The following is a 20,459-nucleotide window of genomic DNA, read 5'->3' on the forward strand; positions in this document are numbered from 1 at the left end:
ACGGCACGCGAGTAGGACTTCTCCCTTACCAACGCCAATAGCCCGAAGAAACCATATGGTTCTTCGGGCCAATCTATTAAAGCTGCTCTTTAGAAAATACGCCGATTCCAGCCTCTAAGCTTGGCAAAGGCCTCAACAAAGAAATAATCGCCGTAAATCAGCGAAACGTTCACATTCTGATTGGCCGGCTTGTGGCCGGTCCCCTGCAGTAGGATCGCCTCATGCTGCAGCTCATCCCAGGTGGCATACTTTGCTGTCAGAGAGCCAAGGATGCGCTCGGCCGCTGACCTGTAAGGTCGGCCAACCGGCTCATCCAGCAAGCCCGCCAGCTCCAGCAAGCCGGATGCGGCGATTGCTCCAGCGGAGGTGTCGCGAGGGATTCCCTCATCGCCGTCCTCCAGTGAAGCCCGAAAATCCCACGGCGGAACACTGTCCTCCGGCAATCCGGCGATAAAGAAGTTCGCTACGCGCTGGGCCGCGCTTAAGTAAGCAGCGTCGCCGGTGAAGCGGTACGTATTCGCCAGTCCGTAAAGCGCCCAAGCGTTTCCCCGGCTCCAGGCGGAGTCGGGACCCGCGCCTTGCCCGCCAAGCGCTTCAATGCGTTCCCCCGTTTCCGGGTCGAAAGCAACGATGTGATGAGTGGAACCGTCCGCTCGCACGAACTCCCTCATGACCATATCCGCATGTGCTCTGGCGATATGGGCGAACCGCGGATCCCCGCTTTCCCCGGAAGCCCAGAACAACAGCGATACGTTCATCATCGTGTCGATAATGGACCAGCCAGCCTTATCCACGCCGTTCCAGGCCCGAATATAACCGCCCCGCGGGTTGAAGCGCCCGGCCAAGTAATTCGCCGCAAATAAGCCCCTGCGAAGAGCGTCTTTGTCGCCCGTCAGCTTATATTTGAAGACCGCCGTTGGCAAGTAGTGGAACCCTACGTCATGATCAAAGGCGTTCTCCTCCTGGAACAACTTGAACAAGCGATCATCCCAAGACCAAGCCGCGTCCTTCAGGGATTCTTCCCCCGTCATGTCGTACATCAGCCACAGGATGCCCGGCCAGAATCCGGAGGTCCACCAGTCCAGCCTTGTATTGTCATAGATTCCGTCCGATCCCGCAACATGGGGGCACTTGTTCCCCAGAGATGCCAGCATGCGGGTCACCTTCGCTTCCAACCGCGACCAAACCTCTTGACTGATCATTTCCGTGGTCGTTGTCATGCTTCTCCTCCTACACGTTTCTTATTGGATTTGTCTTTCCATCCATTCCACCTTACCCCTTCAACGATCCCACCATAACGCCTTTCACAAAATAACGCTGTAAAAAGGGATACACGCACATGATCGGGAAGGTAGCCACAATAATCGTCGCGTATTTGATCGTCTCCCCAATCTGGAACCGATCGCCGGCCGAGGCACCGATGGACATGCTATCCGTTGAGTTGGAGATCAGAATTTCGCGAAGCACGAGCTGCAGCGGGAACAGCTCCCGGCTCTTGATGAACACCGAGGCATAAAACCAACCATTCCATTTGTCCACCGCATAATACAAAATCATCACCGCGATCACAGGCATCGAGAGCGGTAAAATGATCCGAAACAGGATTGTAAAATGGTTCGCCCCGTCAATCTTCGCCGATTCCTCCAAACTGTCCGGAATCCCCATAAACGAGGTCCGCATGATAATCAGATTAAACGTGCCAATTGCAAACGGGATAATCGTCGACCATAACGAGTCTAGGAGGCCAACGCCTTTGACGACCAAGTACATGGGGATCAGGCCGCCGCCGAAGAACATCGTGAACACAATGAGGAACATAAAGACTTTGTTCCACATCACGTTCTTGCGGGATAACACATAAGCCCCTAAGGCGGTCATAAAGATATTGACGGTTACCCCAAACACGACGATAAATAACGTATTGCGAAACCCGACCCCAATCCCCGGGTTGGCCAGCACGCTCCGATAAGCTTCCAGACTGAAGCCAACCGGCTTCCATAACAGGCCTTTATAGGCTAACAGACGCGCCGGGTCGCTGAAGGATGCAAACAAGACATACAACAGCGGATATAAGGTAGCCATGACAAGCAACAGTAATAGCGTATAATTCATGAGATTAAATAACCGATCCAACCAACTGCTTTCCGTCTTCATCGCTTTCACCTCACCATAAGCTGTTTTCATTCACTTTGCGGCTGATGTAGTTCGCGGAGACGAGCAGCGCGAGATTGATCACCGAATTAAATAACCCAACGGCGGAGCTGTAGCTCCAGCCGAATTCCAGCAGACCCTTGCGGTACACGAACGACGATATGACGTCTGCCGTCTCGTACGTGACCGGGTTGTAGAGCAAGATGATCTTTTCGAAACCAACGTTAAGCAGATTCCCCATCCGCAGAATGAACATGATGGTGATCACAGGCAACAAACCCGGCAATGTTATATAGATCATCTGCTTCAGCCGACTGGCTCCGTCCATTCGCGCCGCCTCGTATTGTTCCAGATCGATGCTCATCAAAGCTGCGATATAAATAATCGACTCCCAACCGATGCGCTGCCAGATCTCAGACAACACATAAATCGGCCGGAACAGCTCCGGCTTCTGCAGCATCGCTTGCCCGTCGTACCCCAATAACATGAACAAACGGTTTATCAAGCCGTCTGCATTCGTAAAATCCGTAATGATGCCGCAAATCACCACCAGCGAGATAAAATACGGCATGTACGTAACGGTTTGTACGACTCGTTTAAAGTAGCGGCGGCGCACTTCGTTGATCAGCAGGGCCAGGATGATCGGTGCCGGAAACTCAAAGATCAGCGTATATAAGCTGATGAGAATCGTGTTTTTGAGCACCCGCAAGAAATAGTAGCTTCCGAAGAAATCTTCGAAATGCTTCAGTCCAACCCAGTCGCTCCCGAGAATCCCCTTGATCGGGGTGAAGTCCTTAAAGGCTATGATTGCGCCGTACATCGGGCCGTAATGAAAAATAACATAATAGGCGATGACAGGAATCATCATGAGATACAGGTATTTGTTCATCCGGAAGTCGCGGACGAACCGACGTTTGAAGGTGGTTGGTTTGCTCATGCGTGTTCGGATTCACCTCATTTCTATTCGGGAGGGCGATCGAACCCTCCCGCATTGCGATTACCGGCTGTTGTAACGCTCCAGTGCCGCCGTCTGGATCTCGATCGCCCGGTCCAGGCGAAGCGACTTCATCTTCTCCACATAACTTTCGAATTGGTCGACGGACTCTTCACCTAGAATGATCTTGATCGTCATCTCATCCACCAGCGTGTTGATATCGTTCATAATCGCCGCATACTCCGAGCTTTCTTCAGGCGTTGGCGTGATCGGCGGCAGCTGGTACTTCGCGGCGTCAGTATTTTTCCAGATTTCAATGGCATCCCGTTGCGTTTGCAGAGCAAAGAATTGCTCCGCATAACGTTTGTCTTGCACGAACGGCCCGTTGTAGCTGCCACGGGCGTGTAACGAGATCGCTTGCGCTGGCGCGAGTTTATCGGGGTTTTTCAGGAGCAGATCCGTGTATTTCGGGTACCCGTCCACCATCTCGTAGCTTACGCCTTCTTCCCCAAAGTTGAAGAACATATGCCCTTCCTCGCTGTAACCATAATCCAGCAGCCGTACCGCGAGCTCCGGATCCTTGGACGCCGTCGTTATCGCGACCGTTCCTTCGGACGAATACGCCTGGTTCCGCTGTCCGAATTTCGGCTTGTCGCCTTTGTTCAGCACCGGATAAGGGGCCGCCACCAGCACCGCCTTCGGATCGTTCGCTTCCACCAGCGGCTGCCACTTCCCGATCCCGCCGCCGGCGTTGCCGATCGTCGCACCCGTGGCGCCGGCAGCAAGGTTGCTATCCATCGCTTTACCATCGACCGTAGCGATATTTTTATCAAGTAACCCTTCCTTGTACCAACCTTGGAACAGTCTTAAATATTCCTTGAAGCCGGATTCCGCGGGTCCGAACTTGATTACGCCGTCTTCTTGGTAGAAACCAAGCGTCACTCCATAAGCGCCAAGGAACGCCCCGTTGTAGGATTCATTAAAGAATCGCGGCTTGCTGACCATCGAAAGCGGAGCGGCGGCTCCCTTCTTCTCTTTAAACGCTCTTAACGTCGCGGTCCACTCGTCGATCGTTTCCGGCACCGGAAGTCCTAAGTCATCCAGCCAGTCCTTACGGATGATGGGTCCTTGGAATACCTGAAGATATTCATCCCCCCGGATGAACGGGAACACGTAATAGCTGCCGCTATCGGTTTTTACCATTTTATCGATATCCGGATTCTCCTCCAGATACTTCTTCAGATTTGGCGCGTGCTGATCGATGAGATCATTCAGGCGAAGGATATAACCGTCACTGATCGCTTTCTCGGGTCCGCCGGGAAAACTCATGAAATTGTATTCGATCATATCCGGCAAATCTCCGGATGCCAGCATCACATTTAACGCCTCGCGAGCCTGACCAGCCGGTGGAGACGTAAATTCGAGTTGAACCCCCGTTTTCTCCTGCCACTTCTGAAAGAAAGACACGTCGTTCAGCGAGTTCACAACTCCGATCAGGTTCCCTGTCAAATCCCCCCAATACGTTAGCGACTTATCGGTTTGGATGGGATAGGTCGTCGCCTCCGTCACAGACGTATTTCCTCCTGAATTGGCTCCTTCTTCGTTCTGAGTTCCCCGATTCACCTGTCCTCCATTTGCGCAAGCCAGCAGCGTGGTTCCAAGCAAGCCGATGACCATACCGGTTGATATCCATCGGGTGATCAATCTTGTGTTCATGAACCTTCCCCTTCCATAATGAGTGATAGTCATAACTCATCCTCAGCATAAGGGTGGTGATCAGGGCGAGCCTATGGGCAAAACCTCCAAAGCAATATTGATTTCGTTCGGGGCCAATTGATCATTAATGTAATGCGGTTGATAATATATAAAAAATGCCCACCGAACGCTTAGGTTCAGTGAGCATATGGGGTACCAGATCGGGATTAATCCAGATGAGCAACGGCGCTGATTTCGATCATTTGCTCCGGTGATGCTAGGTAGGTCACACCTAGCAAGCTGCCGGCCGGCCGATGTTCTCCGACATAGTCCTTAAACAAGCCCAGGACGGATTCAAAATGCGCTTGGGGGTTCGTCAAGTAAACCTCTACGTAAGCAAGGTTCGATCTTTTTGCCCCAAAACGCTCCAGCACGTTGTCGAGATTGTCCAACGTCTGTCGGGTTTGGGCCTCGATATCCCCCGCACCCACAAATGCGCCTTGCGCATCGTGGGAGAATTGTCCGGACATGTAGAGCGTACCGTTCACCGCATAACCCTGAGAAATGCCATGATCCCATAGATCATGGTTGTACGTTTGAATATGAGCCATTGTTTTCTCTCCTTTACATCAAAGTAAGGATAGTATAAACTGGGCAGAAAATAATAAGTAGTACGCACTATTTGGATAGGTACTACCCGAAAGGATAGTGTAATGATGGGAATGGCGGATTACCAGGGCGAAGGTAACATTCACGAAACGCCGTTTGGGTACACCCTGTCCGTGATCGGCGGGAAGTGGAAAATGTTAATTTTATACCTCCTGGCGGAAAATCAGCCGATTCGCTTCAATGAGTTGAAAAGACGGATCGGCCCAATTACTTATAAGATGCTGAGCTCCCAGCTCAAAGAACTGGAGGCGGATGGTCTGGTGGATCGGAAGGAATATCCGCAAGTCCCTCCTAAAGTCGAGTACCGGCTTACTCCTAAAGCGGAAACGCTAATCCCCGTGATGGAACAATTATGTGATTGGGGAAGGAGCAACTCATGAAATTGGAGCGATTGATCTCCATCATTTATAAGCTGCTGAATCACGATGTTTTGTCGGCCGCGATACTGGCCGAAGAGTTTCAGGTTTCCCAAAGAACCATCTATCGGGATATCGATGTGCTCTGCGCGGCTGGTTTCCCGGTTGTTGCGTATCAGGGAACCAAAGGCGGATACGGCATCATGGACGGTTACAAAATGGACAAAAGCCTGCTTGGTTCCTATGACGTCACCTCTCTCATTACCGTGCTGAATAGTCTCTCCACCGTATTTGAAGACGAACGCGCACAAGGAACCATCGAGCGTCTGCAAACGATTGAACCGGAATATCGGACACCAAGTTTGGCGGTGGATTTGGAGACACGACGGACGGCGCTTGGTGTTCTCCCTCTCCTACGCTCCGCGATCACGCAGCGAAATCTCGTTCGTTTCGAATACATCAATGCTCAGAATGAACGTCGGACTCGGGAACTGGAACCGTTGCGTCTTCATTTCAAATTTGGCAATTGGTACGTTTACGGATATTGCCGTTCCCGTCAAGATTATCGGGAGTTTCGTTTATCTCGAATGTTGAATGTATGGTTGACGCAGGAGACGTTTGAGCCTCATCCTGAAGCCTTGGAATCGAACGATTCCGGTCAAAAAGCTGGGGACGAGAAAATGGAAGAGGTTGTGATTCGGGTCCTTCCTGAGGCGTTGGCGGATGTGATGGATCAGTTTCAATTGGCGGAGAAGCAATTTCACGACGATGGGAGTATGACGGTACGAATTCCGGTGTACCAGCCTGTTCGCGCGCGCTGGCTTTGGTCCATTCTGCTTAGCTTCGGCAGCGGCGCTGAAGTCCTGGAACCCGTGGAGCTTCGTGACATCCTCAAAGAACAACTTCAAAAGGCGCTTAAACTTTATGAAGAAGTATGACAGTCTGTTGTCATACTTCTTTTTTTATAATCAAGATATAAACCACTAAAGGAGAGATTCGAATATGACAGCTATTCCAGAAGAAATGTACAAATATCACACTTGGGCGAATCAAACGATCCTCGGAAGAATCCGGGAGCTCCCCGCTTCCGTATTAAGCCAAGAAGTTAATACCTCGTTCCCCACTTTGGCCCATGCCCTGAGTCATATTTATGCCGTAGATCAAATGTGGTATCTGGTGCTAACCGGGATGGAGATGCCGGAAGCCTTTCAAGCCACTCGTCCGTTAAATGAACGTATCCTGGAGTCCCTGGATGATTACGCCCATGCTTATAACGAGTTAGCCGAACAGTTCAGCACCTGGTTCCAAGGCCAACCCGATTTGGAGCAAAGCATGTTGTTAAATAATCCGTTTGCGGGTCCCCGCCAAACTCGTCTGTCGGAAATGCTGCTGCATCTTGTCAATCACGGGTCGTATCACAGGGGCAACGTATCGACCATGCTGCGTCAGCTCGGCCACGCTTCCACCATGAACGACTATGCGCTGTATTGGTATCAAGAACCAGCAGCAACCCTGGGTTAAAACGATGGACATCCATCATTTGCTTCCGATGAAATCAAGAGAAGAACTAAGAGCATGGCTGAAGGAGTATAGTCGGACCGCGAAGTCATGTTGGGTCGCGGTGAGTATGAAACCGGCTCCGAATACCCTGTTATATTTGGATGTGGTCGAAGAAGCGTTGTGCTTCGGCTGGATCGACAGTACCAAGAAGAAAATCTCTTCAACAGAGACAGCCCAACGGCTGTCTCCTCGCAGGTTAAAGAGCTCATGGACGGAATTAAATAAAGCGCGGGTTCGTCGCCAGGAGAAGCTGGGGTTCATGACGGATGAAGGACGCAGGGTTCTTCCTGAGATGGATCCCGATTCCTTTCAGATCGACAGTGTCATCGAACAAAGGTTGCAGGAAGATCCGCAATTATACGAAAACTTCTTGGCTTTCCCGGCGCTCTATCAAAGAGTTCGGATCGATACGATCCAAAGCGTCATGAATCAACCTGAGCTTTTTCGGAGCAGGTTGGATAAATTCATCACTTACACAAGGAATAATCAAATGTATGGACAGTGGAATGACCATGGACGATTGCTGGAGGAGTAGCTAAGTCGCCAAACCCTAGAATTTCACTCAGCGGTAACCAAAATCACTTCTTTAGCTTGGGATGTCCCATCGCTGCCTAAGGCTTGGACAACAATACGGTCATGCATGCTGCGACTACCGAAGTCCCACGTCAATGACCATTTCCTCATCCTAACCTCCCTAAACGACTTGATCGGTTACTACTGAACATTAGAAAACTTGCGAGAGTTGTTCCGATACGTCGTTGGAGATATCCCCTTCTTGGACGTAAACTGTTTGATGAAATAGGTGTCATATTCAAACCCGGTTGCTCGCGCAATATCGTTGAGGTTCATATCGGTGTGGGTTAAAAGTTCACTGGCCACTTTCAATCGATAAGAGAGCAAGTAGCCCATCGCGGTCGAACCGCATCGCTCCTGAAACTGCTTATTTAACGTTACTCGGTTCAAATGTGCGGTCTCCGACAAGTCCTCCAGCGTTATCTTCCTGGAATAATTCGTGTGGATATACTCTAACACTTGGTCCACTGGGGACGGTTCGCGATATTGATTCAACTCCTCCAGCAAGCCTAGAATCTGAATGAGATATTTCTTAATGCGACATGCCCACCGCTCATCGCTTTGCGCCATCACTTCCATGCCAAGCACAAAAAACCATTCAAAAATATGCGGATAGGCGCTTGCGGTGAGTCGGGGGATGCCTGGATAAGGATCCACTCTGTGAAACAGCGAAAGCCCGGTTTGGATGCTGGGGGCCGACGTTAGCTTATGGCCTGTCCGACTCCCCCGTCGGATTAGCCAGCTGGATCCTTGAGAAGCTTCGGGCCTGGAGCGATTGCAACGGAGATCTCCGGCAGCGATTCACAGAGGACGAACTTCTCACACATGTCATGATTTATTGGGTCACGAATACGGTTGGATCGGCAGCCCAGATCTATTATGAAAATACCCATGCGCTGCCGCCTCTCGGCTACATCGCGGTTCCGACCGCACTTGCCTTGTTCAAGGCGGATATCTTACCCCCGCCCAGAGAATGGGCTACGCGTCATTTGAATGTAACCCGTTGGACTTCCATGCCCCGAGGCGGTCACTTTACCGCCATGGAAGAACCGGAGCTGATGGCCGAGGATATCCGAGAGTTCTTCAGGCCGTTCCGAACAATACGTCCTGCCCAATTCCATTGATAACCCAAATTCAAAGAGGCTAACCGCTTGGTTAGCCTCTTTGGTGTGGAACTTCCTATGTTTAACCCTTTTTGCATACCACCAACCGGTCTTCTTCCGAACATTAGGGTTCACCCCAGATCTTGCGCGGCCCATCCGGGCTCATCTATGCGAATGGCCCCGTCTCCAATGAGCGTCTTCAACCTTGCCTCTAGCGTTGCGAGTTCAGCGACGCCAATTTGCTCTTCCCAATTCTTACGCAGGTCATCGAAGATCGCTTCCCCCTGCCGCATCACTTCAAAACCGAGAGACGTCACTTGCAGCCGTTTGCGACGTGCATCATGAGGGTCCGATTCACGCGAGATGTAACCTCGGTCGAGGAGAACGGCGATGGTCTTCGATGCCGCCTGCTTCGAGACAGACATCCGACGACCCAAATCCGAGGCGCTATCGGCACCTGCTACAATCGCTCGCATCGCAAAGTCATGAACAGGACGAAAATCGTCATACCCGCGAGCGGCCATTTCAACCATAGCAGCATCAACGAGCGTACGGTAGCCTCCCAGGAGGAGGAGGGCAAGATCAGCTCCAGATCGAGACATTAGGGTTCCTTCTTTTGTAAGCGTGTTTCTATTTACTTTACCCCATCGTACCCTCGTTTTCCAGCCTTTTTTGCTTGTTCATTAACTAAAGCTCAAGCCCTGTCGACACTCTCAAGGAAGTCGAGGATCGCCGTCGAAAGAGCCTCCGGTGCTTCCATAGCAACGTAATGACCGACGCCCTCAAGTTGCACAGATTGAATCCTACCGGACGTGATCTGCCTCAAGGTTCTCTCGGTAAACGTTCCACCGCCAGCACCTATAGCAAGAACTGGCATGGTCAATGGATTGGTTTGGGCGATTTCCTTAATGTTGTTGTCACCTTCCGTGAGCATGGACTGGTAGAGACCGATCGCTCCACGCCAGCCGCCCGGACGAGAGTATGTACGGACGAACTCATCAATGTCGGTATCCGTGATCGCTCCCTGAACTGCGATCATGGAAGGGAAAGCCCATTCCCCCAGGAACTCCCGTTCGTGGTTGGCAAGGAGCATTTCGGCGATACCGGGTGCTGCCAAAACGCCAATATGCCATGAGCCGCCATGCGTGATATCGCCCAAGCTTTCAAGGCCGAATCCGGCAAGCCCCATCTCGATAGCGGTAAAGCTGCGAACATCTTCCGGGTGCATGGCAGCGAGTCGGAAGACCGTTGCTCCGCTAATATCTTGCCCCGTGAGGTGCACCGGACCTATGCCGAGCAGCCCGATGAGTTGATGTAAATCCTCAGCAGAAGTCGCACTGTCATAATCCCCCTCGTCATGGCTGGAATTGTCTATGTCAAGTGGTTTTTCAACTTTGAAGAGCAACACAAAAAAGGCTAACCGCTTGGTTAGCCCTCCTGTGGGGTGCTTTCTATGTTCAACCCTTGTGGCAAGATTCAAAAATATCATCAATCAGCTTCAGGACCTTGCGAACTTCCTCATTCTTTACGATGGGCTCTGCGCCTTCGCGTACGACCTCATAGAAGTTTTGATAGAACGGGACGAAATCCGCTTTGGGTTCCGGGAAAGCCAATTTTTCGGTAGCTTCTTCCGAAGGAGGCGCCATGGTCTTGGTAAGTCCCACACCCGCTTGGATTGGGGTCGGAGCCGCTACATCCTTGCGACCGGTCGCCGCGATGATCTCGCCGGATAAATCCCAATCGTTAATTTTCGCGGTTCCTTCAAGACCCTTCACATACCAACGAGGAAGCTTGGTATAGTTGGTGGTCCCTACCTCGACTAGTGCTCTCACGCCATTTTCGAAGGTGATGTAGCTCATAAATCCGTCATCCACTTCATCACCCAAAATATAACTCAAGTCGGAGTGCACGCTTTGAACAGGGCTATCGACCAGCCAAAGCAGTTGATCCAGCAAATGGACCCCCCAATCAAGCAGCATGCCGCCCCCGTGCTTCTCCAAGTGACGCCAATCGCCTGGAATGCCATTAGCTCCTTGAACACGGGTTTCAATTTGGAAAATATCCCCGATCGTCTTGTTCTGATACAACTGACGTATGATCAGGAAATCCGGGTCCCACCGACGATTCTGGTGAACCATAAAGACGTTTCCTGTCTCTTTCACAACCGCCAGAATCTCGTCGAGCTCATCGGTATTCATCGCTACAGGCTTTTCGCAGACCACATGCTTACCCGCCCGCAGAGCTCTGATCGCGATTTCTTTATGCGAATCATTAGGTGTCGCAATCAGAATCGCTTCGATGTTGCCATCCTTTAAGACTTCATCCAGGCTTTCATAAATGTGAAGGCCTTTCCCTTTGGAGATCTGCTGTCTTTCTCCGGAGATATCATAGGTCCCCACCACATGAAAACGAGTGCTCTCCGCAGGGATCAAGTTGTGGGCATGGTAAGAACCCATACCGCCATAGCCGATTACGGCGAAATTGATGATTGACATCGTGCTAGCTCCTTTACGCCCACCACATAGCTGAGGGTTGTTCATGAATCATGATCGATTTCAAGTTGGTAATGGCACGAGTTAAACCTTCGTCAACCGACATAATCGGATCCTCGTGCTCAATGCTTAACACATAATCGTAACCATATACGCGCAAGGCGGAAATGATATCCGACCATACCTTCAGGTCATGGCCGCAACCTACCGAACGGAAGGTCCAGGCCCGGGTCTTCACATTACCGTATGGCTGCATGTCGGTTAAGCCGTACATATTGATGTTGTCCTGATCCAAGTAAGTATCCTTCGCGTGGAAATGGTGGATCGCTCCGGCCTCCCCAAGAATTTTGACAGCAGCAACCGGGTCAATCCCTTGCCACCACAAATGACTTGGATCCAGGTTGCAGCCGATGGCTTTGCCGGTCGTTTCCCGCAACTTCAACATCGTATAAGGTGTATGCGCCAGGAAGCCGCCATGGAGCTCAATCCCGATCTTCACGCCTGCCGCTTCGGCTTCGGTGTTGATCCCTTTCCAATATGGAATCAATTTATGTTCCCATTGGTATGTGTAGCTGTCATCATATTCGGTTGGCCAAGGCAATACCGGCCAGTTCACTTGAGTATCCGCTGCATTCCCACCCGATACGCCGGAGAAGCCATTAACAACCGGAACGTTCAGCAAGCTTGCCAGCTTGATGGTCTTGCGCAGTAATTCGTCCGCTTCTGCAGCCACTTCTTTGACCGGAGAGATCGGGTTGTTATGGCAGCTGAGCGCGGAGATCTCCAAGCCCTTATCGGCTAATTTGGCGAGATATTCTGTTCTAGCTTCACTGCTTGCCAATAACTTATCGATATCCAAGTGCGCGTTGCCCGGATAGCCGCCGGTGCCAATTTCCACCGTCTGCAATCCCTTCTTGGCAACCTCCTCGATCATCTCATCAAAGCTTAATGCGTTAAACAATGGCGTAAATACACCCAGTTTCATCGACAATCACTCCTTATTTTTCGCGTGCTTCATAGTGGCCATAAACAGGATACCCATTTTGGGTTGGAGCGCACCAACGAATTCCGTTCTTGATGACTTTCTGCACTTTCTCGTGATAATAACTTGGATAGGTTTCATGTCCAGGTTGGAAATAGAAGATCTTCCCGTTTCCACGGCGGTAAGTACAACCGCTGCGGAAGACTTCGCCCCCAGGAAACCAACTGATAAAGACCAATTCATCCGGTGCTGGAATATCGAAATGCTCGCCGTACATCTCTTCTTTGTCCAATTCAATGAAATCGCCAATTCCCTCCGCGATCGGGTGGCTTGGGTTCACGTTCCAAATGCGGCAGTGTTTACCGTCTTCCCGCCATTTGAGGTCACAGGAAGTACCCATGAGTTTCTTGAAAATTTTCGAGAAATGTCCCGAGTGCAGCACGACAAGGCCCATACCTTCAAGAACCCGTTTATGCACACGTTCGACGATTTCATCTTGTACTTCATCATGCGCCATATGTCCCCACCAGATGAGGACATCGGTATCTTCCAATACTTCTTCCGTCAAGCCATGCTCCGGTTCATCCAAAGTCGCTGTCTTCACCTTGAACTGATCTTCGCTCAAGAACTTCGCCAATTGCCCATGAATGCCCTCCGGATACATGTCCTGAACGGCTTGGTCGGTTTTCTCATGCCGAAATTCGTTCCATACGGTTACTTGAATCATGGATATCTCTCCTTGATCTTATAAGTACACGGGTTCGCCGGTCTTCGAGGATTTATATATCGCTTCTAGGATTTCCGTAACCACTAAAGCCTCCTCCGGCTTCACGACAGGTTCCGTATCATTTAGGATGGCCTGAATCCAAGAATGAGCTTCAAGCACCTCCGGTCTCTCCCCTGCACCATCGTAGAAAGCGACGCCCCCGGTTTGCAGTTCAATCTTCTTCTCATACAACAAGCTGTGATCTTCACCGTTGATAGTCAAGCCGTTGTTCATGTCAGCGCCTGCTTTGGTTCCGCACAACGTCGTTTTTGCTTCTTTCACATCCAGGCTGTTCAGGGCCCAGCTGGACTCTAGGAAGATCGTTGCTCCGTTCTCCATCACCACGAATCCAAACGCGGAGTCTTCTACGGTGAATTTCTCAGGATCCCAAGGTCCCCAAGCATTCGCCGCATTAGGCGTTTGAGATAAAGCATGATACGTTTTCCCAACCACGTATTTCGGCTTGTAGTTGTTCATCATCCAGAGCGTCAGGTCCAATGCGTGCGTGCCGATATCGATCAAGGGTCCCCCGCCTTGAGCTTCCTCATCCAGGAACACGCCCCAGGTTGGAACGGCACGGCGACGAATCGCATGGGCTTTTCCAAAATATATTTCTCCCAATCCGCCCTCTTCGCAAACTTGATGCAAATATCTCGAATCGGTCCGGAACCGGTTCTGATAACCAATCGTTAGCTTCTTGCCGGTACGCTTGGACGCTTCAATCATGCTTCTAGCTTCTTCGGACGTCTTTGCCATCGGCTTCTCGCACATCACATGACAACCAGCTTCCATCGCAGCAATCGAAAGGACGGCATGCGAAGAGTTTGGCGTACATACGTGTACAACATCCAAATCCGTATTGGCTAACATGGTCTTGTAATCATCAAACACCTTGGCATCCGGAGTACCGAATTTCCCCTTCGCTTCTTCGGCGCGTTCAACGATGATATCGCAAAACGCCACCATTTCCACTTCTTCAACCTTAGAAAGAGCTGGCATATGCTTGCCGCCTGCGATCCCGCCACATCCGATAATTCCGACTTTTAATTTCATCATTTACCTCCTGAAAGCGTTTCTATTGTTGAATTCATTATAGCCAAATCGGAAGCCGCTTTCTTCCCGCTTTTCTCGCAAAAAACTCCTGAATATTGCGCTTCCTTCGCCCAAAAAACAAAGGGCTTAAACGAGATCCACTCGTTCAAACCCTTGTTTTCAAGGCTTATTCAGATTTTTGCGATACTGCAGCGGCGATTGCCCCACCTCATCCTTAAATACATGATGAAAAGTTTTCACGCTGGCAAACCCAGCTTTCTCGGCGACCTCGATCATCGGAATATTTTCATTGGCCAAAATGAACTTTGCTTGATTTACCCGATACTCCGTCAGGAACTGCATGAACGTTTGTCCCGTATTAGTTTTGAAGAAACGCGTGAAATAATACGGGCTGAAGCCCACGAATTTCGCAACGTCTTCCAGCGTAATGATTTCCCGATAACGATTCTCCACATATTCAAAAACCTGATTTAGCATATCCAACGTGTCTTTGTGTTGAATGGCGGATCGTTTCGTAGACACTGCAGGGGTCGACCGCCTTGGCAGATGCAAATAGAATTCCCCTATCAATTGATACAGATACCCGAGTGTCAAGTAATTCATCCCCACGGGTTTACTCTCTTCGACCTCATACAGATGAACCAGCAGCTCCGTAGCTTTCTGAGCAAGCGACTGGGGCCAGTTACGGCTCAGCGGCTCTCCCGATTCAAAGAGACTCAACAAGGAATCTTCGGAAACCCGTAAGATTCTCTCATCGAACAGCATCAGGTTAAACTGATAAACATATCGTTCGCTATCCGGCGAAGCCAAGAAATAGTGGGCTTTTCCGCTGGGAAAGAAGAAGATCTCCCCTTCCTCTAACTGAACGATATCTTCATCAACGCCGATGTTCACCTTGCCTTTGCGCGAATAAATGATTTCGATTTCTTTATGCCAATGCGGATAGACAATCGTCATCCCGTCATTCAAAAACGTTCGAAACGGAATGGAATCCTCGAATTCCGGGATTTCCAAATAGTCGCTCATACACCCGTTGACTCCCTATGCGTTGTATTTTACATATTCAGATTGATTATAAGGGAGAGCCCTCCACGGGACAACCTAGTTCCTTGAATATCTGACGTGCTGCGGCGTCAACAGGCAAGAAGACCTGGATTTGCGGATACGCCTGGTTCTTTACGGAGGCTATCGTCATTTGCTTCCACCAAACGGCTAACGCTTGCCACAGTTCTTATATCGCCTAAAACTACCGTTTTACGATTCTAACGCTTACTACAAGGCTTATCCCCCTGCTTTGCTGCCATTTCCCTCGGTTTTTGCTCAAATAGCGTGTTTCAACGTCGTAAGATATTCGGGAGAACGAATTTTGCTAAAATAGCATCGCTCACCAGCGTTAGCACCAAGTCATGTACGGATTACGACTATCGTTAAAACAAAAAGGCCGACTCGCTCTGATCTCAGAGGAATCGGCTTGTTCTTAGTTGGTCTTGAGCCTGACCGGGATGAAGGTTTCCATTTGAGCATAACCCGTTGCCTTAATCAATTCAGGTGGAGTAATGATATGTCCCATGGCATAGTGATCCGTCCTCTGGTCCAGCTCGAAGAATTCGGATTGCTCGATCCAAGCCAAAGCCTCGTGATACAACCGGTTATTTGCTTCATGGTCACCGTCTCTGTAATGATAAGTGAGGTAGTTACCGCCTTCAAAATCCCTCACCTCAAAACCTTCGGCGTCCATCTCATCGGTCAAAGCGTACATCCACACGAGGCCTTCCATCTCCGCGTCATAATACAAGAAGTCCCGGGGCATGAAGCGGTCGCCTGGCCCTGGTTCCAGCTTGGAGAAGTAGGTATCGAACTTTCCAAGGACTCCATTTTCCGAAAAGTCAGCACTCTTATCCACACCAGAAGATACTGCCTTGAACGGTGGGATCGAAATGATTCGAAATGGCATCGTTCGCCCTCCTTAACTTAAATAGATGCTCTGCTCATATTGCAATCCACCAAAATACGCCAAACCGATCGATCACATTCGAGCAATAGGCGTTCCAATCGCACGGCCCCGGTGGGTCAATGACCGTACCACCTTCTTGTAGAATATCAAACGCCTGCCGGACCGCTTCCTCGCTCCCCATGTCATAGACATTGAAAGCCATGGTCTGCCAGGACGTTTTGGGGCTGGTATCGCAATCCTTCGGCGCTTCGCTGACGGCCATGAACAGTTGACCGTTTCTCACCAATTCGCAGTGCATGTACTCATTTCCCGCTTCATTCTTGATTTCAAGAACTTTCTCTAACCCAAATGCCCGACAATACCGATCGACCGCATCCAAGCTGCCTTTAACATAGACCTGTGAACTGATTTTCAGAATAAGCCCTCCTCTGCTTGAGCAAGTGCTTTGGGACTGACTCATCGATAGCTCATCTTGCTTCTCCTGATCGTAGCCCATCGTTCCAGCATCTACCATATCATTTTTCACTCGGTGTATAATGACGGGAGAAGGTGGTTCGCCCATGCCAATCCTAATGAAGCAAGACCTTACAAGACACGATGTGTTTGAATGGATGCGAGGGCCATTGGAACATACTCATTGGCTTGAGGACTCCATTTATATGACGGAAGAAACACTGGCTGAGAGTAAGCTGTTGGAGGTATTGACGGTAACATTACCGGAGTTTAATTACTACGGACCTACTGAGGTTACCAAAGAAATGTGGGAGATCATCAAACAACATGCGAGTGTCTACGACTCAAAGAGTCTGCAGGAGTTGGTTGGTGAGATAGATTTGTGGGCTGTAGAGTGCTTTAAGGATCAGGAATGCTTTACGATTTGTGGAGTGTAATAACGACTGAATTCTGATTCTACGTATTCTTGTCGATCAGTTCCTTGTATGTTATTATTTGTGTAACAAGACCAAGTGCGGCTAACACTTGGCCTCGACAATTGGCTTGGATGGGCTCCCTTCTAAGTCTATCATGTGGAAAAACCCACCTTCGGCTCTAACCTTGGGGTGGGTTTTTACTTTCTCCTGTTGTTATTATTAATGTATGTTAAAAGTGCTATGATGAACGTCCCGAACATGAGCATGATCGTTAGTGCATCTTTCACTTCCATGGCTCACCTCCTTTCGAAGGGAAACCATGCCCACCCAAGATTCAATTGTATTTCCATTTTATCCTATTATAGGAATGCGTACAAGCGTTCTTGTTCCTCTGATAAACTATGACTTCGAATAAACCTCGTCAACCATCGCTCGAAGTTGCTGGCAATCGATCGCTGTTGCTTCCAGTGGCGGATAGTTCTGAAACTCCTCTTGTTCCACAATTAACCATGGGATATCCAATCGTTTCGCCATTTGGACATACTCTATCATCGGCAGAATGCCGGAGCCAATCTCCGTGCTTTCTCGGGGAGTATCCTGCATATCTTTCATGTGGAAAAGACCAATCCGATCCTTATGTGCCTCTAACCAAGGAAATGCGTCAACGCCGGAGTCAGCCAGCCAATACAGATCCACTTCCAGGTTGATATGTTTCGTACGTTGCACCATCTCATGCAGGATGTCACAACCGGGGATCTCCGTAAGTTCATTGGCGTGATTATGGTAGAAAAACTCAAAGCCTTCCTCAGCCGCCTTCTTCGCAATCTCCTCCATCTCGGCAATGAAGGCTTGCCAAGCCTCAATGGTTTGGAAGGTCGCATACGGAATGACAATCCGAGAAGTTCCAATCTCCTTTTCGAAAGCCAGCGTTTTCTCGAAATCATTTTGCAGAACCTCGAAAGATAGATGAGAAGCTGCAACCTGCAGTCCCAATTCCTCCAGGTAACTTTTCACTTCCGCAGCACTTCTCCCATGATAGCCGGCAAATTCGACGCCATCATAGCCGCTCCGTTTCACTTCTTTTAACGCCTCATAGAAGTTGTCTTTGCATGTATCCTGAATGCTCCATAGTTGCAAGGCAATTTGGGGTTTCATTAAACTCCTCCTTTCTCGAGATTATTATAGCGAAATCAGATCCCACAATCTTCCCGCTTTTCTCCCGAAAGCTCCTGAATCATGCGCTTTCACATGGTGTCAGAAGCATACTAAACAAACAAAGCAACCAGCCTCTAACTTGAAATATGGTAAAGAGATTGGAAACATGACGCCTTAAGGAAAGCTACGTGCAGTAAAATATTACTGATTCTTATCTTTCTTTAATATCAATTCCAACTTTTTAATAATTTCTTTACTATAAAGATTTTGCCTATGCATGCTTCGATCGATACTTATTAGTAGGGCAACAATAAAAACAACTATAACTATAATTATGATTTCCATAAAAGCCTCCGTCTGCTCATAATAAGAAATACATTATCTAATTAAAAAATGATCGGTGATTGGGTTCCTTCTATTGCTTCTTCCAACATTATACCTACTAAAGTATTTAATAAATCAGGTTTTTCACCAATAACTAAAGAATATCCACCATTTCTATATTTATATTTATTTAATTCAGAAAGAAATTCCTCAGTATTCCAATGTATAAGATTTAGATTCAAATTGTCATTGATAATTCGATACGATAACGTTGACAAGGTATTTTTAACTCCATCTTTTTCATAAAATAAACCGTTGCCTCTCTTACTATTTGATTCTATTATCGTTTTTTTTATTTTCTCATTTAATCTATTATTTGCCGGCATATCCTGATTCCGAACTAATTCACTGTAATAAATATACAACAAATGTGATTGTTCCAAATCAGTTGTGACTAACTTATTTCCAAGCATGGCCGTATACTGTTCAAGCCATTGATCGGGCACCATATCCTTGAGCTTAAATACCTTATAAAAATAATATCCCTGGTTCAGTGATAATTCTACAATTTCATTTTTGCTAAGATTCTTTTCTAAGTTATTTATAATTGAATCATTATAGCTTTTTGTTGTATTTAACATCAAAAAACTATAAACCTCCCTCCAATCAACTTCATTAAGGGTATTGCTCTTTAAGTTATTAGTAATCTTAGTGTATAACTCTTTAAAAGTCTCATCTGTAACTTCTTCACCCAAATAGTTCATGATATATATGGAAAAGTACGAAAAAACACTAGGGATTTCGGAATAAATTCGGTAAGCTGAGTACCCTCCCGATACTGTTTCACAATTTTTGAGCCTTTTTATAACTGTCTCTCGATAAGGTTCAATATCATTACCCACTAGAAAGTTAGCTTTGAGTAAATAATATAATTGCATATTAGATAGATTATCTATATTACCTAATAACTCAGCCAGAGCTATATTCACATTACTATCATTACTATACTCACAAAATATTTCTATCAGTTGATACATTTCCCATAAATCGCCTTTTTCGTTTAAAATACTAATAATTTTCTTTCGTATTATTTCTAGAAATTCGACAGAGACTTGATAAGTATAGTTATTCAAGTAAAGAATAGGATTGCCAACATGAATTCTATCGATCCTTACCGCCTTAAATCTTTCCTCTATATTAGATCCAATATAATTTCTCAGTGTAGGTTCAATATTTATTGTTTCGATTTTAGATAATTCTTTGTAAAGAAATAATCCATCTTCATATTTTTCTTCTGTTGTTGAAACCATACTCTCGATACTTAGATCTAACATATCAAGTTCTTTCTGTATTTTATCCGATATACTTTCTGTATTAGCATGAACTACTTTTGCTGCCTTGTATAGGTTTATTAATCCCCAAATATCATTGGTTTTTTCTATTTCGCTCTGAATAAATTTTTCTGTATTTCTGTTCACTATTTTTAAGTTGTACATATTCGAGATTTCTAACAAATAGGTTGTTTCGTAAATATCAGCAGTGCTAAAATATGTATCTGAAAAATCCACATAAACTTCGCCATCTCGATGTCCCATGCTGACTAGATCTAGAGTCTTTTGTTTCCATTCATTGTCATTAATTCTAGCTGTTTTTACAGTACTACAACCTACTAACACTAGGATAAGCATAATAATTACCGTTAGTTTGCATTTGATCAAAACCATTCACTCCTCCGATCAATCTCCCAGGTCATAAAAAGGTGCAAGTTTAGTGGATTAAGTTTACCGTGTTCCACTTGACTTGCACCTTTTATATTTACTTAA

At 47.9% G+C, this 20,459-nt stretch carries 25 protein-coding genes; 6 read left to right on the forward strand and 19 right to left on the reverse strand.

Annotation, left to right across the window (positions count from 1 at the left end; translation table 11 throughout):
* Nucleotides 1-89: 89 nt before the first annotated feature.
* From M0651_RS06805 to M0651_RS06825, 5 genes are all read right to left on the reverse strand, one after another.
* Nucleotides 90-1,220: a glycoside hydrolase family 88 protein gene (locus tag M0651_RS06805; protein WP_248551086.1), complete on the reverse strand. Its 1,131-nt coding sequence runs from the start codon at nucleotides 1,218-1,220 to the stop codon at nucleotides 90-92.
* Between the two features lie 52 nt (nucleotides 1,221-1,272).
* Complete coding sequence (locus tag M0651_RS06810; protein ID WP_248551087.1) at nucleotides 1,273-2,154, reverse strand: carbohydrate ABC transporter permease; 882 nt, start codon at nucleotides 2,152-2,154, stop codon at nucleotides 1,273-1,275.
* Nucleotides 2,155-2,164: 10 nt separating this feature from the next.
* Entirely contained in the window at nucleotides 2,165-3,088 is a 924-nt protein-coding gene (locus tag M0651_RS06815; RefSeq protein WP_248551088.1) for an ABC transporter permease, read from the reverse strand.
* A 60-nt stretch (nucleotides 3,089-3,148) separates the two neighbouring features.
* Nucleotides 3,149-4,801, reverse strand: a complete 1,653-nt coding sequence (locus M0651_RS06820) for an extracellular solute-binding protein (RefSeq protein ID WP_248551089.1) — start codon at nucleotides 4,799-4,801, stop codon at nucleotides 3,149-3,151.
* Nucleotides 4,802-5,007: 206 nt separating this feature from the next.
* Nucleotides 5,008-5,391: a RidA family protein gene (locus M0651_RS06825; RefSeq protein ID WP_248551090.1), complete on the reverse strand. Its 384-nt coding sequence runs from the start codon at nucleotides 5,389-5,391 to the stop codon at nucleotides 5,008-5,010.
* Nucleotides 5,392-5,496: 105 nt separating this feature from the next.
* On the opposite strand from M0651_RS06825, the gene M0651_RS06830 reads away from it, so the two are divergent.
* The 4 genes from M0651_RS06830 to M0651_RS06845 all read left to right on the forward strand — a co-directional run bounded on the left by M0651_RS06830 (nucleotide 5,497) and on the right by M0651_RS06845 (nucleotide 7,900).
* The gene (locus M0651_RS06830; RefSeq protein ID WP_248551091.1) at nucleotides 5,497-5,829 is read left to right on the forward strand and encodes a winged helix-turn-helix transcriptional regulator; all 333 of its coding nucleotides are present in this window, start codon (nucleotides 5,497-5,499) and stop codon (nucleotides 5,827-5,829) included.
* A complete protein-coding gene (locus M0651_RS06835; RefSeq protein WP_248551092.1) occupies nucleotides 5,826-6,743 on the forward strand; it encodes a helix-turn-helix transcriptional regulator in 918 nt (305 codons plus the stop codon). The genes M0651_RS06830 and M0651_RS06835 overlap by 4 nt, the downstream gene beginning before the upstream one ends.
* A 64-nt stretch (nucleotides 6,744-6,807) precedes the next feature.
* Nucleotides 6,808-7,326: a DinB family protein gene (locus M0651_RS06840; RefSeq protein ID WP_248551093.1), complete on the forward strand. Its 519-nt coding sequence runs from the start codon at nucleotides 6,808-6,810 to the stop codon at nucleotides 7,324-7,326.
* Nucleotides 7,327-7,330: 4 nt separating this feature from the next.
* The gene (locus tag M0651_RS06845) at nucleotides 7,331-7,900 is read left to right on the forward strand and encodes a YdeI/OmpD-associated family protein (RefSeq protein WP_248551094.1); all 570 of its coding nucleotides are present in this window, start codon (nucleotides 7,331-7,333) and stop codon (nucleotides 7,898-7,900) included.
* A gap of 23 nt (nucleotides 7,901-7,923) precedes the next feature.
* Here the strand turns inward: M0651_RS06845 and M0651_RS24075 are convergent, their stop codons facing one another.
* Together M0651_RS24075 and M0651_RS06850 are read right to left on the reverse strand one after the other, a co-directional pair.
* Nucleotides 7,924-8,049, reverse strand: a complete 126-nt coding sequence (locus M0651_RS24075; protein WP_282577800.1) for a hypothetical protein — start codon at nucleotides 8,047-8,049, stop codon at nucleotides 7,924-7,926.
* 30 nt (nucleotides 8,050-8,079) lie between these two features.
* The gene (locus M0651_RS06850; protein ID WP_248551095.1) at nucleotides 8,080-8,595 is read right to left on the reverse strand and encodes a helix-turn-helix domain-containing protein; all 516 of its coding nucleotides are present in this window, start codon (nucleotides 8,593-8,595) and stop codon (nucleotides 8,080-8,082) included.
* A 173-nt stretch (nucleotides 8,596-8,768) separates the two neighbouring features.
* Between M0651_RS06850 and M0651_RS06855 the strand changes: the two genes are divergently transcribed.
* Nucleotides 8,769-9,062 (forward strand): alpha/beta fold hydrolase, encoded by a 294-nt coding sequence (locus M0651_RS06855; protein ID WP_248551096.1) that lies wholly within the window; start codon nucleotides 8,769-8,771, stop codon nucleotides 9,060-9,062.
* 110 nt (nucleotides 9,063-9,172) lie between these two features.
* Here M0651_RS06855 and M0651_RS06860 read toward each other — a convergent pair whose 3' ends face one another.
* From M0651_RS06860 to M0651_RS06900, 9 genes are all read right to left on the reverse strand, one after another.
* The gene (locus tag M0651_RS06860; RefSeq protein ID WP_248551097.1) at nucleotides 9,173-9,643 is read right to left on the reverse strand and encodes a MarR family winged helix-turn-helix transcriptional regulator; all 471 of its coding nucleotides are present in this window, start codon (nucleotides 9,641-9,643) and stop codon (nucleotides 9,173-9,175) included.
* A gap of 92 nt (nucleotides 9,644-9,735) precedes the next feature.
* Nucleotides 9,736-10,530 (reverse strand): alpha/beta fold hydrolase, encoded by a 795-nt coding sequence (locus tag M0651_RS06865; RefSeq protein WP_248551098.1) that lies wholly within the window; start codon nucleotides 10,528-10,530, stop codon nucleotides 9,736-9,738.
* Entirely contained in the window at nucleotides 10,499-11,536 is a 1,038-nt protein-coding gene (locus tag M0651_RS06870; RefSeq protein WP_248551099.1) for a Gfo/Idh/MocA family protein, read from the reverse strand. Before M0651_RS06870 ends, M0651_RS06865 begins: the two co-directional genes overlap by 32 nt.
* A gap of 13 nt (nucleotides 11,537-11,549) precedes the next feature.
* Nucleotides 11,550-12,518, reverse strand: coding sequence for a sugar phosphate isomerase/epimerase family protein (locus M0651_RS06875; RefSeq protein ID WP_248551100.1), 969 nt, complete (start codon nucleotides 12,516-12,518; stop codon nucleotides 11,550-11,552).
* A 13-nt stretch (nucleotides 12,519-12,531) separates the two neighbouring features.
* On the reverse strand, nucleotides 12,532-13,242 hold the full coding sequence (locus M0651_RS06880; protein WP_248551101.1) for a ThuA domain-containing protein: 711 nt from the start codon (nucleotides 13,240-13,242) through the stop codon (nucleotides 12,532-12,534).
* Between the two features lie 18 nt (nucleotides 13,243-13,260).
* Nucleotides 13,261-14,334 (reverse strand): Gfo/Idh/MocA family protein, encoded by a 1,074-nt coding sequence (locus M0651_RS06885; protein WP_248551102.1) that lies wholly within the window; start codon nucleotides 14,332-14,334, stop codon nucleotides 13,261-13,263.
* Nucleotides 14,335-14,493: 159 nt separating this feature from the next.
* The gene (locus M0651_RS06890; protein ID WP_248551103.1) at nucleotides 14,494-15,360 is read right to left on the reverse strand and encodes an AraC family transcriptional regulator; all 867 of its coding nucleotides are present in this window, start codon (nucleotides 15,358-15,360) and stop codon (nucleotides 14,494-14,496) included.
* A gap of 451 nt (nucleotides 15,361-15,811) precedes the next feature.
* The gene (locus M0651_RS06895) at nucleotides 15,812-16,288 is read right to left on the reverse strand and encodes a GyrI-like domain-containing protein (protein WP_248551104.1); all 477 of its coding nucleotides are present in this window, start codon (nucleotides 16,286-16,288) and stop codon (nucleotides 15,812-15,814) included.
* 34 nt (nucleotides 16,289-16,322) lie between these two features.
* Complete coding sequence (locus M0651_RS06900) at nucleotides 16,323-16,802, reverse strand: VOC family protein (protein WP_248551105.1); 480 nt, start codon at nucleotides 16,800-16,802, stop codon at nucleotides 16,323-16,325.
* Between the two features lie 46 nt (nucleotides 16,803-16,848).
* Here M0651_RS06900 and M0651_RS06905 point away from each other — a divergent pair, with 46 nt between their 5' ends.
* On the forward strand, nucleotides 16,849-17,178 hold the full coding sequence (locus M0651_RS06905) for a hypothetical protein (protein ID WP_248551106.1): 330 nt from the start codon (nucleotides 16,849-16,851) through the stop codon (nucleotides 17,176-17,178).
* Nucleotides 17,179-17,354: 176 nt separating this feature from the next.
* Here M0651_RS06905 and comI read toward each other — a convergent pair whose 3' ends face one another.
* The 3 genes from comI to M0651_RS06920 all read right to left on the reverse strand — a co-directional run bounded on the left by comI (nucleotide 17,355) and on the right by M0651_RS06920 (nucleotide 20,354).
* Nucleotides 17,355-17,450: a competence inhibitor ComI gene (gene comI, locus M0651_RS06910; RefSeq protein WP_248551107.1), complete on the reverse strand. Its 96-nt coding sequence runs from the start codon at nucleotides 17,448-17,450 to the stop codon at nucleotides 17,355-17,357.
* 106 nt (nucleotides 17,451-17,556) lie between these two features.
* Nucleotides 17,557-18,312, reverse strand: coding sequence for a sugar phosphate isomerase/epimerase family protein (locus M0651_RS06915; RefSeq protein WP_248551108.1), 756 nt, complete (start codon nucleotides 18,310-18,312; stop codon nucleotides 17,557-17,559).
* A gap of 386 nt (nucleotides 18,313-18,698) precedes the next feature.
* Nucleotides 18,699-20,354, reverse strand: a complete 1,656-nt coding sequence (locus M0651_RS06920) for a hypothetical protein (RefSeq protein WP_248551109.1) — start codon at nucleotides 20,352-20,354, stop codon at nucleotides 18,699-18,701.
* Nucleotides 20,355-20,459: the final 105 nt, after the last annotated feature.

This window comes from Paenibacillus mellifer (genome assembly GCF_023195895.1).
Lineage (GTDB): Bacteria > Bacillota > Bacilli > Paenibacillales > Paenibacillaceae > Fontibacillus > Fontibacillus mellifer.

Coding starts and splice junctions, on each gene's coding strand:
- M0651_RS06820 (WP_248551089.1), bottom strand. CDS start 4,801: ATGAACACAAGATTGATCACCCGATGGATATCAACCGGTATGGTCATC.
- M0651_RS06900 (WP_248551105.1), bottom strand. CDS start 16,802: ATGGTAGATGCTGGAACGATGGGCTACGATCAGGAGAAGCAAGATGAG.
- M0651_RS06895 (WP_248551104.1), bottom strand. CDS start 16,288: ATGCCATTTCGAATCATTTCGATCCCACCGTTCAAGGCAGTATCTTCT.
- M0651_RS06855 (WP_248551096.1), top strand. CDS start 8,769: ATGATTTATTGGGTCACGAATACGGTTGGATCGGCAGCCCAGATCTAT.
- M0651_RS06865 (WP_248551098.1), bottom strand. CDS start 10,530: ATGATATTTTTGAATCTTGCCACAAGGGTTGAACATAGAAAGCACCCC.
- M0651_RS06885 (WP_248551102.1), bottom strand. CDS start 14,334: ATGAAATTAAAAGTCGGAATTATCGGATGTGGCGGGATCGCAGGCGGC.
- M0651_RS06860 (WP_248551097.1), bottom strand. CDS start 9,643: ATGTCTCGATCTGGAGCTGATCTTGCCCTCCTCCTCCTGGGAGGCTAC.
- M0651_RS06830 (WP_248551091.1), top strand. CDS start 5,497: ATGGGAATGGCGGATTACCAGGGCGAAGGTAACATTCACGAAACGCCG.
- M0651_RS06810 (WP_248551087.1), bottom strand. CDS start 2,154: ATGAAGACGGAAAGCAGTTGGTTGGATCGGTTATTTAATCTCATGAAT.
- M0651_RS06845 (WP_248551094.1), top strand. CDS start 7,331: ATGGACATCCATCATTTGCTTCCGATGAAATCAAGAGAAGAACTAAGA.
- M0651_RS06835 (WP_248551092.1), top strand. CDS start 5,826: ATGAAATTGGAGCGATTGATCTCCATCATTTATAAGCTGCTGAATCAC.
- M0651_RS06840 (WP_248551093.1), top strand. CDS start 6,808: ATGACAGCTATTCCAGAAGAAATGTACAAATATCACACTTGGGCGAAT.
- M0651_RS06875 (WP_248551100.1), bottom strand. CDS start 12,518: ATGAAACTGGGTGTATTTACGCCATTGTTTAACGCATTAAGCTTTGAT.
- M0651_RS06870 (WP_248551099.1), bottom strand. CDS start 11,536: ATGTCAATCATCAATTTCGCCGTAATCGGCTATGGCGGTATGGGTTCT.
- M0651_RS06825 (WP_248551090.1), bottom strand. CDS start 5,391: ATGGCTCATATTCAAACGTACAACCATGATCTATGGGATCATGGCATT.
- comI (WP_248551107.1), bottom strand. CDS start 17,450: ATGGAAGTGAAAGATGCACTAACGATCATGCTCATGTTCGGGACGTTC.
- M0651_RS06805 (WP_248551086.1), bottom strand. CDS start 1,220: ATGACAACGACCACGGAAATGATCAGTCAAGAGGTTTGGTCGCGGTTG.
- M0651_RS06815 (WP_248551088.1), bottom strand. CDS start 3,088: ATGAGCAAACCAACCACCTTCAAACGTCGGTTCGTCCGCGACTTCCGG.
- M0651_RS06890 (WP_248551103.1), bottom strand. CDS start 15,360: ATGAGCGACTATTTGGAAATCCCGGAATTCGAGGATTCCATTCCGTTT.
- M0651_RS06905 (WP_248551106.1), top strand. CDS start 16,849: ATGCCAATCCTAATGAAGCAAGACCTTACAAGACACGATGTGTTTGAA.
- M0651_RS06915 (WP_248551108.1), bottom strand. CDS start 18,312: ATGAAACCCCAAATTGCCTTGCAACTATGGAGCATTCAGGATACATGC.
- M0651_RS24075 (WP_282577800.1), bottom strand. CDS start 8,049: ATGAGGAAATGGTCATTGACGTGGGACTTCGGTAGTCGCAGCATGCAT.
- M0651_RS06880 (WP_248551101.1), bottom strand. CDS start 13,242: ATGATTCAAGTAACCGTATGGAACGAATTTCGGCATGAGAAAACCGAC.